General features: G+C 40.2%; 18 protein-coding genes and 1 pseudogene. 3 read left to right on the plus strand and 16 right to left on the minus strand.

Annotated features, from left to right (window positions below; translation table 11 throughout):
• Window positions 1–145 precede the first annotated feature (145 nt).
• On the plus strand, window positions 146–766 hold the full coding sequence (locus tag TY16_RS16475; RefSeq protein WP_081773016.1) for an MEDS domain-containing protein: 621 nt from the start codon (window positions 146–148) through the stop codon (window positions 764–766).
• Window positions 767–920: 154 nt separating this feature from the next.
• Here TY16_RS16475 and TY16_RS16480 read toward each other — a convergent pair whose 3' ends face one another.
• From TY16_RS16480 to TY16_RS16510, 8 genes and pseudogenes are all read right to left on the minus strand, one after another.
• A complete protein-coding gene (locus tag TY16_RS16480) occupies window positions 921–1,376 on the minus strand; it encodes an 8-oxo-dGTP diphosphatase (protein ID WP_043932925.1) in 456 nt (151 codons plus the stop codon).
• A 326-nt stretch (window positions 1,377–1,702) separates the two neighbouring features.
• Window positions 1,703–2,168: pseudogene (locus TY16_RS16485) on the minus strand (PhzF family phenazine biosynthesis protein); the annotation flags it as partial.
• Between the two features lie 204 nt (window positions 2,169–2,372).
• Window positions 2,373–2,519 (minus strand): hypothetical protein, encoded by a 147-nt coding sequence (locus tag TY16_RS26635; RefSeq protein ID WP_197028411.1) that lies wholly within the window; start codon window positions 2,517–2,519, stop codon window positions 2,373–2,375.
• A 173-nt stretch (window positions 2,520–2,692) separates the two neighbouring features.
• Window positions 2,693–3,178, minus strand: coding sequence for a hypothetical protein (locus TY16_RS16490; RefSeq protein WP_043932926.1), 486 nt, complete (start codon window positions 3,176–3,178; stop codon window positions 2,693–2,695).
• A 220-nt stretch (window positions 3,179–3,398) separates the two neighbouring features.
• The gene (locus tag TY16_RS16495) at window positions 3,399–3,632 is read right to left on the minus strand and encodes a hypothetical protein (RefSeq protein ID WP_043932927.1); all 234 of its coding nucleotides are present in this window, start codon (window positions 3,630–3,632) and stop codon (window positions 3,399–3,401) included.
• Window positions 3,633–3,932: 300 nt separating this feature from the next.
• Entirely contained in the window at window positions 3,933–4,709 is a 777-nt protein-coding gene (locus tag TY16_RS16500; protein WP_231505639.1) for a DUF4386 domain-containing protein, read from the minus strand.
• Complete coding sequence (locus TY16_RS16505) at window positions 4,687–4,911, minus strand: helix-turn-helix transcriptional regulator (protein WP_043932928.1); 225 nt, start codon at window positions 4,909–4,911, stop codon at window positions 4,687–4,689. Before TY16_RS16505 ends, TY16_RS16500 begins: the two co-directional genes overlap by 23 nt.
• A gap of 2 nt (window positions 4,912–4,913) precedes the next feature.
• Window positions 4,914–5,360, minus strand: a complete 447-nt coding sequence (locus TY16_RS16510; protein WP_043932929.1) for a hypothetical protein — start codon at window positions 5,358–5,360, stop codon at window positions 4,914–4,916.
• 296 nt (window positions 5,361–5,656) lie between these two features.
• Here TY16_RS16510 and TY16_RS16515 point away from each other — a divergent pair, with 296 nt between their 5' ends.
• A complete protein-coding gene (locus tag TY16_RS16515) occupies window positions 5,657–6,112 on the plus strand; it encodes a YrvL family regulatory protein (protein WP_197028412.1) in 456 nt (151 codons plus the stop codon).
• Window positions 6,113–6,183: 71 nt separating this feature from the next.
• On the opposite strand, the gene TY16_RS16520 is transcribed toward TY16_RS16515, so the two are convergent.
• The 6 genes from TY16_RS16520 to TY16_RS16550 all read right to left on the minus strand — a co-directional run bounded on the left by TY16_RS16520 (window position 6,184) and on the right by TY16_RS16550 (window position 13,437).
• Complete coding sequence (locus tag TY16_RS16520; protein ID WP_043932931.1) at window positions 6,184–6,744, minus strand: sugar O-acetyltransferase; 561 nt, start codon at window positions 6,742–6,744, stop codon at window positions 6,184–6,186.
• Between the two features lie 238 nt (window positions 6,745–6,982).
• Window positions 6,983–7,456, minus strand: coding sequence for an NUDIX hydrolase (locus TY16_RS16525; RefSeq protein ID WP_081773018.1), 474 nt, complete (start codon window positions 7,454–7,456; stop codon window positions 6,983–6,985).
• 501 nt (window positions 7,457–7,957) lie between these two features.
• The gene (gene wrbA / locus TY16_RS16530; protein ID WP_043932932.1) at window positions 7,958–8,575 is read right to left on the minus strand and encodes an NAD(P)H:quinone oxidoreductase; all 618 of its coding nucleotides are present in this window, start codon (window positions 8,573–8,575) and stop codon (window positions 7,958–7,960) included.
• Between the two features lie 539 nt (window positions 8,576–9,114).
• On the minus strand, window positions 9,115–11,016 hold the full coding sequence (locus tag TY16_RS16540) for a Xaa-Pro dipeptidyl-peptidase (RefSeq protein WP_043932934.1): 1,902 nt from the start codon (window positions 11,014–11,016) through the stop codon (window positions 9,115–9,117).
• Between the two features lie 328 nt (window positions 11,017–11,344).
• Window positions 11,345–12,121 (minus strand): 3-hydroxybutyrate dehydrogenase, encoded by a 777-nt coding sequence (locus TY16_RS16545; protein ID WP_043932935.1) that lies wholly within the window; start codon window positions 12,119–12,121, stop codon window positions 11,345–11,347.
• Window positions 12,122–12,150: 29 nt separating this feature from the next.
• Complete coding sequence (locus TY16_RS16550; RefSeq protein ID WP_043932936.1) at window positions 12,151–13,437, minus strand: GntP family permease; 1,287 nt, start codon at window positions 13,435–13,437, stop codon at window positions 12,151–12,153.
• Window positions 13,438–13,865: 428 nt separating this feature from the next.
• Here TY16_RS16550 and TY16_RS16555 point away from each other — a divergent pair, with 428 nt between their 5' ends.
• A complete protein-coding gene (locus TY16_RS16555; RefSeq protein ID WP_043932937.1) occupies window positions 13,866–15,284 on the plus strand; it encodes a GntP family permease in 1,419 nt (472 codons plus the stop codon).
• A gap of 202 nt (window positions 15,285–15,486) precedes the next feature.
• Here TY16_RS16555 and TY16_RS16560 read toward each other — a convergent pair whose 3' ends face one another.
• Complete coding sequence (locus tag TY16_RS16560) at window positions 15,487–16,455, minus strand: alpha/beta fold hydrolase (protein ID WP_043932938.1); 969 nt, start codon at window positions 16,453–16,455, stop codon at window positions 15,487–15,489.
• Between the two features lie 24 nt (window positions 16,456–16,479).
• Window positions 16,480–17,001: a helix-turn-helix domain-containing protein gene (locus TY16_RS16565; RefSeq protein ID WP_043932939.1), complete on the minus strand. Its 522-nt coding sequence runs from the start codon at window positions 16,999–17,001 to the stop codon at window positions 16,480–16,482.
• Between the last annotated feature and the right edge of the window lie 130 nt (window positions 17,002–17,131).

Raw genomic sequence — 17,131 nt, forward strand, 5'->3', positions numbered from 1 at the left:
TATAATTCTTATAAATCAATGTTATGCTTGAATCAGCAGTAGATGAATAGAGTATGATGCCCTGTTGTACCACTTCTTCACAAAGTAACTTAGGGAGTTACTGGTTTAGGATGAAGAAATATGCTGAGTAGAATGGGGTGCTGTGTTGGAAAAAACACATTTTAAAATAACAAATCACCTTAAAAACCTTACCGAGGGACATATCTTATATATTTTCGAGGACATAGAGGATTATATAAGACATATAGAGGACTTTGTTATGTGTGGTCTAGAACAGAATCAATATTCCATAATTATCGAAAATGATCGGATCAATCTGCTATTGAAAAAAAGTCTTGCAGCGATTTTGAGCAAAAGCCAATTAAATAAAGTAATCATTATCAACAACTTTGATTTTTATTATGCAAAGGGAGATTTCCAATGTAATTCAATCTTCGACCATCTGCCAAAATTAATTGAAGGTTATTCAGATGAGGTTGTCGTGCGAACTTGGGCTCACGTTGAATGGGGAGATGAGCGTGACGTGCATAAAAAATTATCAATCTCTGAAAAAGAAGCGGATGTGATTGTTAGTGATAAAAAACTTCTTTCCGTTTGTGCCTACGACGCCAATAGGGTCAATAATGAACTTAAAGAAAACCTTATAAATCGGCATAACTTTCTTTTAAAGGATCTGGAAAATAATGAAGAAAGAATGCAGCAGCTGCTAGATAGAAGAGCTTTTAGAGAAAAATATTATAAAACACTTGCTAAGAAGTGGCATTAAAGGAGGATACCTAATGGTTTCCTCCTTTATTTCATTTGTGAATAATAAAAATCCAATTATGCGATTGATACATTGAAACCCTTTTTTACCACACGTTGTTTAAAAAGGGACAAAAAACATGCCTTCCTTGTTTGAACATCATTATTGCTTTTATTTATTGCCATTTCAGTTGACCTTCAGTATGCTCATTCCAAACTCCAAATCCTTCCGAATACTTTTTATCAAAGAACATTGGCAATCTATCTCTCATGCCTTCTGCAAGATTTAGTTTCAATAACTCATCTTTATCTACCCAGGATATCCTGCCTTCGTCTGTATTATCTAGCAGATTCCCGCTAAAATTGTTCGTTCTATAATTAAATACGAAGAATTTCTCTCCTGTTTCATTATTGAACCAATAAATAACTCCGCATGGTTCTAGATTAGAAACTGTTAATCCTGTTTCCTCTTTTACTTCTCTAATTGTTGAATCTATTAAGCTTTCTCCATCCTCCACATGTCCGCCAGGAAATGAAATGCCTTGCCAAGATTTAATTCTATCTTGAACTAGAACTTTATTTTTCTCTTTATCGTAAATCATACACATGTTTGTTAGTGTGACCTTTGCCATTACTTAAATCCTCCCCCTAATGTTTTCGGAAAAATCTACTTTACCCCATCGCCTCTTCTATTTAAAAACTTGCAACAAATTTTAACATATATATCCAATTTCGTTACCAATCTTGACTGCCAATTCAACTCTTTTCCTCATCTAAATTTAGATGTATCGTACTTAAATTCAAAACCATTTGTTTATGGAAGGTTAAATCGGTTAAAAGAATTTTCTTTTAAAAAATTATAAGGACCTAAAGCGTTAGCGAACTTAGAAATCGGCTCGGAGTAATAAACTCTCCGGACTTTTCTATAATGGCTTCTGGTTGGAAGTGCAAAGTCGAATTAACAGTGCTTTTCGCATAGTGTTTCGCATTCGAATTTACAAGCAATTCGGGAAGTGAATTTACACAATAAAGATCGTCTTTTAATTTCATAACCTTGTTCTACACGAATATTTATTTCACTTTTATCAAAATACCGATATTAAGTAAGAAGCTAAACATCCATTAGAACTTCCAGTAGCTGCATCTTCTGGAATACCAAAATAATCTGCAAAGTCACGGACGTTTAAATGATTTTCTACACTATATGTTTCAGGGGAGAAGACCATAATTGCTTTTGCATCAGTATGCTCGATTAATTCAAAGTAATTTTCTTTATTTATTCTAACTTTTTTAATTGCTTCTAAAGATTTTAAAGGGACAACAATCACGGGAAGTCCTGTTGAAACCTCCTGGATAGGAAATCTATCATCTATGTAATCTTTATTTGCATTTAAAACAGCAGAAACCTTATTTATATCTAAAATCTAAATACTCTTTATTTGTAGAAATCGAAAATCCTTTATTAGTCCATATATCCAATTTAATTCCCTCAAATTTTTCACATGTTCTGTAATCAATTTAAACTTTTAATTAAGAGTTATTCAACAAAACTCCCGTTTGTTCAATAAGAAATTCAACAAAAAGGTGCGTAATCCTTACTGGATTACGCACACGTAAATTGAATAAAATTACTGAAACAACCTTACTATCCAAACAATCAGATACATGGGAGCAGCAACAATAATCATCCCCGCCAGTAAATAACTAATTGACCTTATGATAAACTTAAAGACATCATATATAGCTCCCGCCAAGTCATCAACAAACTTCTCCATTAATTAAACCTCCAAACGGCTAAAACTTGTTAGCTTAATTTTACCATCGATTCCCTTGGAAAAATCAAAATATTGAATATCTTTAATGGCCTTCTTAAACGCTACTCCCCCTTTAGCGCAAAAAGGTGCTTTAATCCTTCTTGGATTAAAGCACCATTAGTTATTAAGATGATTTAAAGTTCATTTATAACATTAATCTCTTTGGAAACAGGTAACCCGAAATATTTGTACTTTATCGTAATGAATTCAATTGGTTCCTTAAAGTTCTTAATTCTAATGCCGTATTGAATAGGAGTGTTTTCTTTTTTATTGAGGGCATCTATTACCTGATCACTTGAGAGTCTGGGATTAACAAATTCTTCCCCTAAATCAACAAATTTTATCGACTCGTTATCGGTTCCACTTTGTACAATATCTGAAGTGTCATAACTAATCCCTAAGTCCACCTTGCCAACTTGGTTATTAATTCGTACTTCTTTTATTAGCACCTTATTAATTCCTTCGTTATCTAAATGAAATACAATCTCTATGTTTTCGTTCGTATCTTCATAAGTTGAACTTCCGTTTATAACAATTGGATTACTAAGGTAAATGAAACCAAGAAACGCAACGAGTGTGCCAGTTAAAATAATTGATAGCACAGTAAAACTTTTTTTCAAAAGCTTTTCCCCCTAAAGCTTAATATACAAAATTCTTCCTCAACTGCCCCGTTTCATAAAGATTTAACAATAAGGCCGTTATTCCTCTGAATCAACACTCCTTTTAGTTACAAAAGTGTTATTCAACTATCTCATTAAGTTTAAAGGCTGTATTAATTAAGTGTTTATTTGTAACCACATTTCCTGAGTGACTAAAAACTCTCACCTCATAAACTTTGCTCTAAACTTCAAAGATCATTCTTCCATCTGGCCCTTGTTCAAACGAAATATCGGAGAGTTTCTCTTTAGGGGATGAATTAATTCTATCTATGATTTGGTTTATAACATTTTTATTAGTAATTACAACTGGCCCCTCTTTACCCCAATCCTTATAAAGTGTTATTTTATTGTATTCATCGTCTTTGATTAATTTCTCTCCAAAAACTTCATATGCACTCACCAGTCCAATAAGCAAAAGAATCGTTCCTAATAATAAAGTTTCTTCATTACCCCCCCCCATTATTTTAAGCGGATGGTTTTACCAAAGGTTCTTTTATTATTAGACGATGCTTTAAATATAATTATTATATTCTTGGTAAACTTACCTGCACAGTTATACAACTTTTATTAAAAACTATATATGAACCAAAAAAGCAGCCTAATTCATATACGAATCGACTGCTAATTGATGTTCTGATTTAGTTTTTGTACTCGAAAATAGCCATTAGTATTTAACAGGTGCCCATTTGTTCATATCACATGGATGTCATATCTTTTAAGTTGGTGTTACTCCACCGTTTTGTTTGTTAACTGAGATGGAAGCAAGCGCATGTTCATTAAACCCCTTGGAGATTAGCCATACCGCGAGAATCATTTCATTTGCTGCTACTGGCAGTGCCAAAATGCCGCCCCAAACAGAAATTTGCTCAATGACGCCGAACATGACCAGTAAGGAACATAGAAATACAGAGATTGCACCTGTCATACCAAGGATGGATAGCGGCCTCGGAACGAGCCTGGTTTTATAAAATATATAGCTGTACATGATGGTGTTTATTCCTAGCATGAAGAGAGGACCAAGCATGAAGGTCCAGTCGTGAATTGCTTTTAACAAAATTCCTGAACTTTGGTAGGACACGATATCCGGGGCTCCTGCCGCTGCAAATTCACGGCTTAAGGTTAGAAGGGAAAGAACACTAATTACGCCAACTGTGATCACAATTGCTTCGAGAAACCGGAAGCAAACATGCCACAGTGCGATTGTTTCGTTGTATTTTCTTAATATCGGGAACATGATTGTTGCAGTCCCGATCGCTGAAACGACAAGCATGAGTTCCATAACTGCCCCAAGTACAATCCTGTTGGCATGTTTAGCACCATTCACCAGATAATCGGGACCTATTAGGATTGGATCGTACAATTTCAGCCCGATAACTGCCGTGACCGCAGCGAGAATAAACAATACCCCTACACGTTTTGCCGCTTTTCTGTTTGAATTCATTCCATCCCCTACTTTCATAAATTCAAGCTTACTCTCTTGGATCGTTCCCATAAAAGAATACTTCTTCTAACGGCAAGTTAAAGGCGAGGGCGATGCGGAAGGCCAGTTCCAATGATGGGGAGTAATTTCCCTTCTCTAATGCTACGATTGTTTGTCTTGTTACACCCACCTTGTCAGCGAGCTGCTGCTGTGTCATTTCATCATGGTTGAAGCGTAGTTTGCGAATATGGTTGCCGACAAGATTCTTACTCACGGCTATACTCCTTTCCGATAGTGATAAAGTTTTGTGATTGAGCCAGCCAGATCCGAGATGAATCCTGCCAGGATCAGGATCATGAACATCGCCTGGGACGGCTGATAAAAGACCAGCGAGCCCATTGCGAAAAGGAAGCCGCTAACAAACAGAAAGAATGAATTACGGAATGCTTTCAATCCGATTAATTCATCGAGCTCATCCTCGAAACTTGGTTCCTTTTCTCTCGTCGTTATCCGATAGTAGATGTTAAAAATAATGCTGATTATAATATGTGCGACTACGGAGAATAAAGTCAGGATGAGGACGAAGGAACCCCAGTAATGAAAGGTTGCTGCGGATTCGAGGCCTCCTCCTGGATGCCTCGGGTACATGTACATGCAATAACCAATAAAAATGAGGATTGTGCTGAACAAAGAAACAATGCTTTTCTTTTCTTGATACGTCAAATTTGCACCTCCTGTATGCTTTGTTTTACAAGAGTAAAGTTTTATATACTTAATGTAAAGTAAACTATACATAAAGTCAATAATAATTTACAGAAAATTAAGCCTATTTTATGAAGTTAGCTCCAATAGCCATTCTTGTTGGTATTCTTTGGTGATAAAAGCTGGGCGAAGTTAATGAGATGGAAGCTTTTGTCGTAGGTGCCGGCGGAGGCCGGCTTTTTCCAAAAAGAAGGTTTTTGTGAAAAAAGCTATGGTAAAATGAAAGGAATATTTGGTTGGTTATTGGGGTGAAGGGTTTGGGAGAGGACGATAAATCGTTTAAGGAAGAGTCGTTTGGTACAAAGGTAATTATTATCATTGCAGTTGCAGTACTCATTATCGGTGCTGTTGGTTTTGCTTTCGGAGTTTACTATTTTGGGCTTTTGGGGATTTTCAACTTGTTGGGAGTTCAATATGATTCTTTGTTTTCTTTGTTTTTATTTGTTGTGCTGTTTTTCCTTTTAGGAATTCCGGGAGAACTTGTTGTTAAGGTTTTTGAGGTCTTGCTGTCGTTTCTTTCTGCAAATAACGTTGCGACAGGGTTTTTAATAAACGGGTTGGTTAATTGGTCGATTTTATCGTTGGCGGACTTTTTTATGGATTCTATTTATATCAGCCAGCCGACTTTGCTTGCTGTTGCTTGTATTATCGCGACCATTGAAACAGTCCTGGATAAGGATGAGAAACGGGGATCGCAGGCGGAAAGACAGTAATGACAAAGCGGCTTGGCCCCATGAACAGGCTACAGCCGCTTACCATTTTTATGGTCATTTATTGTTAAGCTTTACAGTTCAATCTCCTTAATGATTCTTGCCGGGTTCCCGCCTACTACTACATTATCTTGTACATCTTTGGTCACGACGGCACCTGAGGCAATCACAACATTGTCTCCTATCGTTACTCCTGGGTTAATTATTGCACTTCCGCCAATCCAGACATTGTTTCCAAACGTAATTGGTTTTGCATATTCTATACCTGAATTGCGTTCGGCTGGGTGGATTGGGTGTGTTGCAGTATAGATTTGTACTCCTGGTGCGAGCATGCAGTTATCTCCAAACCGCACTTCACAAACATCTAAAATCGTACAGTCAAAGTTTGCATAAAAGTTTTCGCCAACGTATGTGTTGTATCCATAGTCAAAGCGGATATTTGGCTCAATATAAATGTTTTCACCAGTGGAACCGAGTAGTTCCTTCAGTAACTGGGTTCTCAGTTCACCTTCAGTTTCCAAGGTTTGATTATAGACCCTGACCTTGCGCCTCGCTTCTTCGCGATCCTTTACCAATACCGGGTCAGCGGGATTATACATTTCTCCGGCCAGCATTTTTTCTTTTTCGGTTTTCATAGTATGACCTACTTTCAATGGATTTGAAGAATATCCAAACTGATAAACCCTCTTTGTGTTTCTCAGTGAATGGATCATTTTTTTCTAACAGCTACTATACAAATTCTGCAAACCTACTCTATGTATTTATCCTATTGATCATAAGTTCAAGTCCAAGGCTTTGTAAACCAACTAAATAATCTTGCTGCTAATTTTCTCAACTATAACCGGCAGTAAAAACTGGCCTTGAGGTATCCTTTTACATCAAGCTTTCGAAACTGCTCATAACCTGGTATATAAATAATCTGGTCGGAAAAGGATGTCGATTTTTAAGTTCGCTCAGTTTATTGTCCGCAAATGAATTAAGCGGCTTCCAGGATAGTTTAATACTCTCGCCATTATCCTCCATCCCTATGAAAGTTGATTTTTCATAGAATGATTTATCAACAAATTCAGCGTCATACACAAAAACTATTTCATGCCCCAGGTCACCGTTATAGGTAAAAATATTTTCAATTGTCCCTAAGTGTTTTATGTTAATGATGTTCGCGCCGATTTCTTCCAGCACTTCTCTTTCCAATGCCGCTGAGCTTGTTTCTCCATATTCGATTCCTCCGCCAATGGGACGATAATAATAATCTTGCTTTATTTGGTCAAAACCTTCACAGACCAAGATTGTATCGTCTATTCTAAAAACACAGATTGATATAGCCCGAATTTGTCCTTTTCTCATCTTCTTCCTCCATACCCTTTTCCATTGCATATAGCACCCAGTGGATGAATACCCTCTTTAGAGAATAGCATGATAGGTTTCAAAGTACATTCTTAGTTATATTTTTGGAAAAGAACAGCATTCCGATTATCATAAATACCAATTGTGATTTCCTATTAGAATTTGTCACTTCAGCTTTTGGTTCTTCCATCATACACATTTTACTCGACGAAACTCATGCCTCTAACCTCAGTTTCGTCGAGTAAACATACTTTTCTAGACGAAACTCAATCCCACTTCCTCAGTTTCGTCGAGTAAATACACTTTTCTAGACAAATCTCACCCTCACAAAATTAGTTTCGTCGAGTAAACATGCTGGGTTGAAGAATCTCATATCTCCGCTCAACGATCCTTTTCTTAAGACAATGTTACAACTAAAATTTCATTAAGCAGTTCCTTCTTTAGCCGTATAAGTTCAAATAAAAAAAACGAACCGGGAAACCTTCCCCGATTCGCAATTTTTTATTGGTTACTTTTTTTAATCATTTCTGCTACTGATACTGTACGTTTTGCCTGATGTTTTACTGCTGCTTCTGCTTGTGGCATGTCCTTCATTTTGCCATCTTCACCTACAGTAACGCTGGTTCCGTATGGGTTGCCGCCAGCTCCAAACAATACTGGATCAGTATAGCCCGGTGGTACGATGATAGCGCCCCAGTGCATCATGGATGTGTATAGTGCCAAAATTGTTGCTTCCTGCCCACCGTGCGGATTCTGCGCTGAGGTCATTGCACTGACGACTTTATTGACTGTTTTGCCGGATGCCCACAGGCCGCCCTGAGTATCCAGGAACTGCTTCATTTGGGATGCAACGTTTCCAAATCTCGTTGGAGTACTGAAGATAATTGCATCAGCCCACTCCAGGTCATCAGATGAAACGACTGGAATATCCTTCATTGCTTCTGTTGTGTTTTTCCATACTTCATTTCCTTGAACAACGGATTCAGGAGCCAGCTCCTCGACTTTCAGTACCCTTACTTCTGCACCGGCTTCACGTGCACCCTCTTCAGCCCATTTTGCCAGCTGCAGATTCGTTCCACCCATACTGTAAAATACAACTGCCAGATTTACGTTTGCCATTTGCTTCATCTCCTTTTTCGTTGACCTTCCAAATAATCTGGAAAAGAAACCCACAAGGATTCACCACCAATATATTGATACCTTTCCTTCAATACCCTTAAACAGGATTATTATGGCTTTAACCTCTTTCCTTTATACAAAAGACTCTTTTGCTCAAGTGGATTGACGGGAATTTTCCTTTTCGCCCACATTTTTTAGCCTGTTTTAGATATTGACCACAATTAGATTGTCCTTTTATCCCTGAAGCCGAGGGGTGCGTATTTATCGTTAATTACAATTACCAATACTTTGCCTTTTACCTTCGGTCCTGAATGATCCTGATGAAGTAGGGTTGAGCAGGTTGTAATTACAGAGAATACAGCTGGTGCAATTATTAAACCGAAACTTCTATCTGCAAACCTTCTCATTACCAACTAAACCACCATTTTATCGTTCTGCTTTAGCAACGTTAGTTATTCATTTCTGTATAAAAAGAGCCCTTTCCGATAATTGGAAAGGACTCTTGATATCAATCTATTAAAATAGTTTCCTTTTTTAAGTTATGGAAGAAACGCATTTTTTCCGCCGACAATAGGCAGGGTTATTTCGCTGCGTGTTGGGGTTACCGTGATTTTAGTTCCTGCTTTAGGACGAAGGGTGTAGTCGTGATCGCTGGCGATTAGCACAATGCCGATTTTGTGCCCGGCTTTAAAAATATAATCCTTCGGCTCCATTGCCCACTCAAACGAATAATCTCTTCCTGGGACAAGTGATTCTGAGCGATCCGCCGAATGAAGATTTTGCGGATCAACCCAGCCGCGTGAAACGATAACAGGAGCCCCACTACTATAATCGACGAGCAATGCTGTTAAGTTCGCAGCCGGGCGGTCAATGCTGGCACGGACACTGACTTTAGGTGTTCCGCTGATGCGTACTTCACCGGTCAATTCCTGTGTTACATAGGCTAAGCGGTTCGGAGAATTAAGGTCAGGGTTAGCTATTAAATCCTTTGCGTTCGTCATCGGGTCATCAATTAACGTTTGCTTATTGTGCGGCTGATTTGGAACCGGATTTAAAACCATAGCCCCCAAATCATTTTCCGAACTAGTTAAATGAAGTTTTGTGGAAACAGAACCAGGTGCCGGCCAGCTGGCTTCTTTCTTCCAGGTTTTGTCTTCGCGCTGAATATCTACGGCTGGTTCATTCATCACTCCGTTTTCAATTCCATAAAGATAATAGTCAAACCACTTGTTCCGTAATTGCGGCCAGTTATTCCCGGACGGGCTTGAATGTCCGCCCTGATGCAGCCACAATCTGCGCGGTACATTATTTTCTCCTAATGCTTTCCACCACTGGGCAAATTGCTTTGTCTTGACGTTCCAGTCATTCAATCCGTGAACAACGAGAACACTCGCCTTGACTTTATCCGCATCCTTGACATAATCGCGATGCTCCCAGAACTCGCTGTAATCTCCTGTTTCGCGGTCTTGATCACGTTTAAGCTCGGCAATAACTTCTATACAAACCTCTGGATTTTTTCGCGTTAATACTGCTTCCGCGAGGTTGTCAGCATCTTCACCTTGATAACCGCCTGGGGCGATAACGGCTCCGTTAGCACGATAATAATCATACCAACTGCTGATGGCTGCCACTGGAATAATCGTCTTCAAACCATCGACACCGGTTGCTGCTACGGCATTCGGCAATGTTCCATTGTAGGAAGTACCCGTCATCCCGACATTCCCAGTCGACCAATCGGCCTTGACCTCTTTTCCATCCTCGGTGAAGGCATTCGAACGGCCGTTCAGCCAATCAATGACAGCCTTCGTTCCAAGAATTTCCCGCTCATCGCCAGTTGTTGGACAGCCCTCGGATTTCCCTGTCCCGATACTTTCAGCAAGAATGACACCGTACCCGCGGGGAACATAGTAATTTCCTAAAGAACCAAGATTGGCAGCCTGTCCTTGTGGATTTGCATACGGCTTACCCCCGCGTCCGTAGCCATTGCCGGGGTGTGAGATCGGTATTAAGTCGACATCTACGTTATACACAGGCACATTTAGAATACCGGAGCGATACGGACTCATTTCATAAATGACAGGTACCTTAACCCCCGGATCCGTTTTTGGACGGTAGATTGTGATGGAAACCCGATCGCGGTTACCGTCTCGATCACTATCTATTTCTGTTTCAACAAATAATTTTTCTGTGATTGCATCATCGGTGGAGTAAATCGGTTTCGTCATGCCATTTTCCAGTTCAATTTTTGTAGCGTCTGAGGCTGTTTCCGGAATTAACCCATTCAGCGGGATTCCCTTCCACTCCATACCCTTACCATTGACATAGGTTTGGACCGCCTGATTCTTCTTACTTTCGGCATTTACCATCCACGGATTTGCGCTTGCCAATAGTGATAGCGAAAGAACAGAGCACAAACCGGCGGATAAGACCTTTTTCCTCACGATTTTTCCTCCTTGTTTCTACTAATTTGGTTTGCACCAATCTCTAGTATATAATTAAATATTCAAAATTTTAAGTAAATTATATCTAATAGGAAGAAGTATTATTAAAATAGTAAAATAGACGGAGGGATTCCCTAAACAAATGATATAGTCCAGGACCTTTAGAGCAGTAGGAGATTCTTTGACCACTGCATATGATTTCTAAGTAATGATAGCGATGGGAAGATGAAGTCTTTAAGAGACAATAAAGAAATGCCGCTGATTATCCAAAACGGTAGAACGGGCCTACAAAAAAAGCCCCCAAGGCTGGGGGCTAGTATAAATATTATTATTGTGCTGTATATCCGCCGTCGATAACAACAGCTTGGCCAGTCACACTCTTCGCTTTATCGCTTGCCAGGAATAGGGCATAATCGGCAATTTCGCTTACATCAAGCAGACGTTTTTGCGGAACAAGCGGCAGAAGTACTTCAGCCAAAACATCTTCTAGAGGTACATTGCGAGTTTTTGCCAGGTCAGCCATTTGCCCGCGGACAAGCGGTGTGTCAACATATCCTGGTGCAATCGCGTTTACTGTAATACCATGTTCAGCGCCTTCAAGTGCAGCCACTTTGGTTAGACCGATGACACCATGCTTGGCACTATTGTATGCCGCTTTGCCAGCGAATCCGATCAGGCCATTGATCGATGCGATATTAAGAATACGCCCGAACTTTTGCTCTTTCATAATCGGGAATACATGCTTGGTCATGATGAATGGTGCAACAAGCATGATTTTTTGCATCAATTCGAACTTAGCTGTTGGGAAATCTTCGATAGGCGATACATGCTGCAAACCAGCGTTATTGATGACGATGTCAACAGTGCCGTAAGTTTCTTTTGCAACTTTGATCAAATTGATTATTTCTTCTTCACTAGTTACATCGGCTTTAACCCCGATTGCTTCATATCCTTCTTTTTTAAGGGATTCAGCTGCTTCCTTTACTTGTTCCTCGTTGATATCCGAAAGAACAACTTTTGCACCTGCTGCTGCAAAGTGTTTGCCAATTTCAAAACCAATCCCGCGTGCTGAACCTGTAATAATCGTTACTTTGTTTTCAACCATTATAAATCCCTCCAAAATGTTTTTTTATATTAAACCAATCCGATAGCGCCCATGATAATCCCAACAATCATCGCTATTGTGGGAATCAGCAAGGCTACTATAAATACATACTTATAGGTCTCCCGATGAGTCAATCCTGTTACCGCTAGCAGCGTTAATAATGCGCCATTGTTAGGAAGAATGGATGCTCCAGACGCTACAGCAGCCATCCTGTGGAAGACTTCCGGGCTGATTCCTGTCGTTTGTGACAATTGAGCAAAAGATTCACCCAGAGTAGAAAGAGCAATCCCCATCCCACCCGAAGCGGAACCTGTAATCATCGCCATAATTTGAACTGCCAATGATTCTGCGACCAATGGGTTATCGGAAAGATTAAATAACCAGGTAGTTATATCATCAAATGCAGGCACAACGGCTATAACCGCTCCAAAACCTACAGCTGCACTTGTATTCAAAATGGCCATTACCGACCCTTTTCCACCCTCATTAATTGAGTGGACAAACTTTTTGCGATCCTTGAGATTAAGAATCATAATGCTGAGCACCCCAATGATTAGTGCATAAAGGGCCTCAATTTTAACAACGTTTAGTAAGATAACCACTACAATTAAAGGTATTATAGAAAGAATCCAGTTTGGAACATCATTTTCATCCTTCTCCGAGGATGTTGGACCTTTAGCTGGCTCAGTAAATACATCGCCACTTGCTGTAAGCTTTCTTTGGCTATAGGCAAGAAAAAGATAACCGCCAACTGCCATTATGAGTGTCGTCACAATCCCGATTACAGGACCCGCCATAGGAGTCGTATTAAAGTAATCCATTGGAATCAAGTTTTGAATTTGCGGTGTTCCAGGAACGGATGTCATTGTGAACGTAAACGCCCCTAGCGCAAAAGTTGGAACAAGTAATTTACGGGAGATATTAGCTTCCCTGAACAATTCCAGTGCAATTGGATATATCGCAAATACGACTACAAACAAACTTACTCCGCCATATGTTAAAACGGCCGCGGCAATAAGCACTCCAAGGAGAGCTCTTTTCTTGCCAATCAGTTCCGTAATTTTTTTAGCTACTGACCTCGCTGCCCCTGTCTCTTCCATCAGCTTTCCGAAGATAGCGCCTAATAGGAAGATTGGGAACCAGCTTTTAACAAATCCAACCAAGCCATCCATATACGTTTGTGTATAGGTTTCAAATACATTTAATCCACTTAGTAACGCTACAACCCCGGCTGCCAGTGGTGCAACCCAGATAATCGACCAGCCAAGATAAGCTAACCCGACTAATAAAAGTAAACCAACAATAATACTTAGCACCGGAGATCACCCCTTTTCATTATGAATTTCTTTCGTGCTGCCATCCCTTTTCGATCCAGTGCTCTTTTAACTTATTTGAGTATATCAACCCCTTGTGTTCATTTCGAAACCAAAAGAATTATGAATTTAAACTTTATAAAATTATAAATCTCAGCTTCGAGACATAACATTAAACCTCGCTTTATCTCTTGTCAATTTATCTGTTTTTCTTTTTTTGAAATAGCTTGCTAACTACTTCTTTACCATTCACTTAACTAGTTCCACTGTATAAGGAAAATAAACCTCTTATGGCTTTTACTATATTTTTAGTAGGAAAACAGAAAAGTTGACACAAAATCGTCACAAGTTTAAAGTTATCTCGAATTAAAGATTAAGTGATTAATATTATCTTGAAAAATCTTCTACTAACTAACAAAGGGGGAATTGTAATGGATTTAGTGATTATTCTTTTAGCACTGGGATTGTTGATGTTTGCAGCTTATCGGGGTTTCTCGGTTATCCTGTTTGCTCCCATAGCTGCCTTACTTGCAGTCTTACTCATCGAGCCAGCTAATTTATTTCCATTCTATTCAGGGGTATTCATGGAGAAGATGGCTGGCTTCATAAAGGATTACTTCCCTGTCTTCTTGCTCGGGGCTATTTTTGGAAAAATAATTGAAATGTCAGGAATAGCAGAATCGATTGCAAAAACGATTGTAAAGCTGATTGGCGCAAAACAGGCCATGCTTACAATTGTCCTTCTCGGAGCTATTCTGACTTATAGCGGTGTCAGTTTATTCGTAGCTGTTTTTGCTATCTATCCATTTGCTGTTCAATTGTTTAAACAAGCGGATATACCTAAAAGGCTGATGCCTGCTACAATTGCGCTTGGTGCTTTTACATTTACAATGGATGCCTTGCCGGGTACACCGCAAATCCAGAATGTTATACCCACTACTTTTTTCGGAACTGATATTTATGCAGCACCAGTACTTGGGATCCTTGGGGCACTTGTCGTATTAGGTCTCGGAATGGCTTACCTTGAAATGCGAAAGAGGAAGGCGAAGCAAGCTGGGGAAGGCTATTATGGATTTAAAGCTAGAAGTGAAGTTACCGAAGAAGAGGAAACTTCTGTTTCGTTGGATACAAAAGAATCCGTGTTCAAACAAATACTAGCATTCGTCCCTCTCATCCTTGTTGCTTTGATGAATAGTTATTTAACGCAAGCTATTCCGGCCTGGTATCCAAATGGATTCGACTTTGCGGAGCTGGGCCTTGGCCAATATACAGTTGATGTAGCAAAATCCGCCTCGATTTGGGCGGTTGAAGCCGCATTGGTTGCAGGGATTGTCACTGCGATAGCGTTTAACTGGAAGAGAACGATGCAAAACTTCAAGGAAGGGATAAACAAGAGCATTAGCGGTTCGCTGCTCGCTGTCATGAACACAGGTTCTGAATACGGCTTTGGCGGAATTATCGCGGCTCTTCCCGGCTTTTCAAAAATAAGTGACGGGATTTCCGGGGTCTTTTCAAACCCTCTCGTCAACGGCGCCGTCACGACAAGTACCCTAGCGGGAATTACCGGGTCTGCCTCCGGTGGCATGGGAATCGCGTTAAGCGCAATGGCCGATCAATATAACAAAGCTATCGAAGCAGCCAATATTCCTCCAGAGGTCATGCACCGGGTCGTCGCCATGGCATCAGGGGGTATGGATACTCTCCCGCATAACGGAGCGGTGATTACCTTGCTTGCTGTTACAGGCTTGACCCATAAACAATCGTATAAGGATATTTTTATGATTACGATTATTAAAACGGTAGCTGTTTTTGTCATCATTGCTTTGTATACCTGGTTTGGACTTGTTTAAAGCCAGCGGCAACACCCTTTCGCGGGTGTTGCCGTTTTTTCTCTATAGCAGTATTATCCATTCCAAAAACTTAGGCTCTGAACCGGTAAAAGTGCAGATGGAGTGCGGGATGGGATGACTCCGGCCCTTTCTTCATGTTAAGTCGCATTCATTTCTAAGAATGCCTTAAAGTAGCTCTTGCCAAGTCCTCATTTGGAATTAATCAACCTGCATTTTCTGCTTCATTGTTTTGGTCAAGAAAATGAGCCTTCAGCCAGTTTTCAATTTTTCCAAGGGCGTCCGGATGAAGCGGGCGTCTTAGAATTTCTTTGAATCTCTTACTCACTTTTAAAATGCTGAGATCTTCTGTCTGGATCCGGAGTCCGTGTTCCATGTCCTTTATAATCGCAATTTCAGCTTCTCCCTGGACCAGTGCCGGCAACTCGGAAAGAACATCCTTGTCGGCCAGAGCGTCTTTATCACCGATTACAGCGAGGACAGGACAGCTAAAGGATTGTAAAGCCTTCCGCGTATGGAATTGGTCATGCTCTCTGAACCATTTTGCAGGCTGTTTAAAAAACAACTGAATTTTTACAATGTCTTCATTTGCCTGTTTGAATTTCTCCATTATTTTGGCAGCCTGCTTTTCACTTTTTTCTTCTACCTTCATCAGCTTAAGCAACTTGCCGAGAACCGGTTTTTCAAGTAACTCTTTATTTCCTAGCTCACGCTGCTTCCGAAGTGCTTCAGACATATTGTCGACCCCGCCGGATAGGAAGATCACTCCGGCAAGTGGCATTGCCGCACCCAAAGCAGTCGCAATAATCGTTCCTTCACTATGACCTGCCACAATCACTCTTTCACTATCCACATTTGGATGAGCCTGAAGGTATTCTGTGGCTATACGGGCGTCCTCCATGAGGTCGGATAGACCCGCAGCCAACCAGTCACCGCTCCGCTTTCCCGTCCCACGCTTGTCATAGCGGAGCGTCACAAATCCGAGTCCCGTCAAGAAATCAGCAAGTTCCTTATAGAGATTTGTAGTCGGTTTACCTTTTGGACCGTTCCCATCTCGGTCGAGCGGCCCTGAACCTGCTAAAAGTAAAATTGCTGGGTGTACCCCTTCACCCTCCGGCATTGCCAATGTTCCATAGATCCGATTTTTCTCTCCAAATATTACTTCTTTTTCCATCCCATACCCCTCCATTTACCTACACTATTGATTTTCCGGAATGATAATTGTCGCAAAATTGCGCGGTCTCCGTTCAGCGGAGGGCTCATTCATCATAGCCTCGCCTATCAAGCCGCCCATCTTTTGAATCAATTCCATAAATTCTTTATCCGTCAAATGCATTCTTGCTACACGGAATGAAACCCCGTCCCGAACCAAGTCGTAATCTTCACTCGAAAGATATTGCTCATAGCTCCCCATCAGTTGTGTCAAAAACGTAAAAAACAACTCCAAATGCTGTTCTTTGCTTATTGTTTCAAGCGGTGCTTGAGGGATTTGTTTTAAGGCATAGACCTTCTCGACTGTCCCCCTAATTTGATTCTCCTGAACCACTTCAATGAATCCAGCTTCGAGCAGTTTGTTCAAATGGCGATATAATGTTGCCTGGGGAACATCCTTAAGATGGTCAAGCAACTTAAAGGCTGTGAGCTTTCTGCCGTTTACCAGCGCCTGGAGAATTTTCATGCGGACTGGGTGTAAGATAAGTTTAGTACGATCAAAATCCATATGATTAACACTCCTAAGATGATTTTATTATCAAAGTTGAGAACAATACCACAAAAAAATATCGTTTATTATTTTCACTTTTGATAATAATCCCTTGAAGTGAGAATGTCAACTCCTTAATAACCAATAA

This window comes from Bacillus sp. EB01, from assembly GCF_000613125.1.
GTDB lineage: Bacteria > Bacillota > Bacilli > Bacillales > Cytobacillaceae > Bacillus_D.

Coding starts and splice junctions, on each gene's coding strand:
- TY16_RS16480 (WP_043932925.1), bottom strand. CDS start 1,376: ATGGCAAAGGTCACACTAACAAACATGTGTATGATTTACGATAAAGAG.
- TY16_RS26635 (WP_197028411.1), bottom strand. CDS start 2,519: ATGGAGAAGTTTGTTGATGACTTGGCGGGAGCTATATATGATGTCTTT.
- TY16_RS16500 (WP_231505639.1), bottom strand. CDS start 4,709: ATGGGAACGATCCAAGAGAGTAAGCTTGAATTTATGAAAGTAGGGGAT.
- TY16_RS16520 (WP_043932931.1), bottom strand. CDS start 6,744: ATGAAAACCGAAAAAGAAAAAATGCTGGCCGGAGAAATGTATAATCCC.
- TY16_RS16525 (WP_081773018.1), bottom strand. CDS start 7,456: ATGAGAAAAGGACAAATTCGGGCTATATCAATCTGTGTTTTTAGAATA.
- wrbA (WP_043932932.1), bottom strand. CDS start 8,575: ATGGCAAACGTAAATCTGGCAGTTGTATTTTACAGTATGGGTGGAACG.
- TY16_RS16545 (WP_043932935.1), bottom strand. CDS start 12,121: ATGGTTGAAAACAAAGTAACGATTATTACAGGTTCAGCACGCGGGATT.
- TY16_RS16555 (WP_043932937.1), top strand. CDS start 13,866: ATGGATTTAGTGATTATTCTTTTAGCACTGGGATTGTTGATGTTTGCA.
- TY16_RS16560 (WP_043932938.1), bottom strand. CDS start 16,455: ATGGAAAAAGAAGTAATATTTGGAGAGAAAAATCGGATCTATGGAACA.
- TY16_RS16565 (WP_043932939.1), bottom strand. CDS start 17,001: ATGGATTTTGATCGTACTAAACTTATCTTACACCCAGTCCGCATGAAA.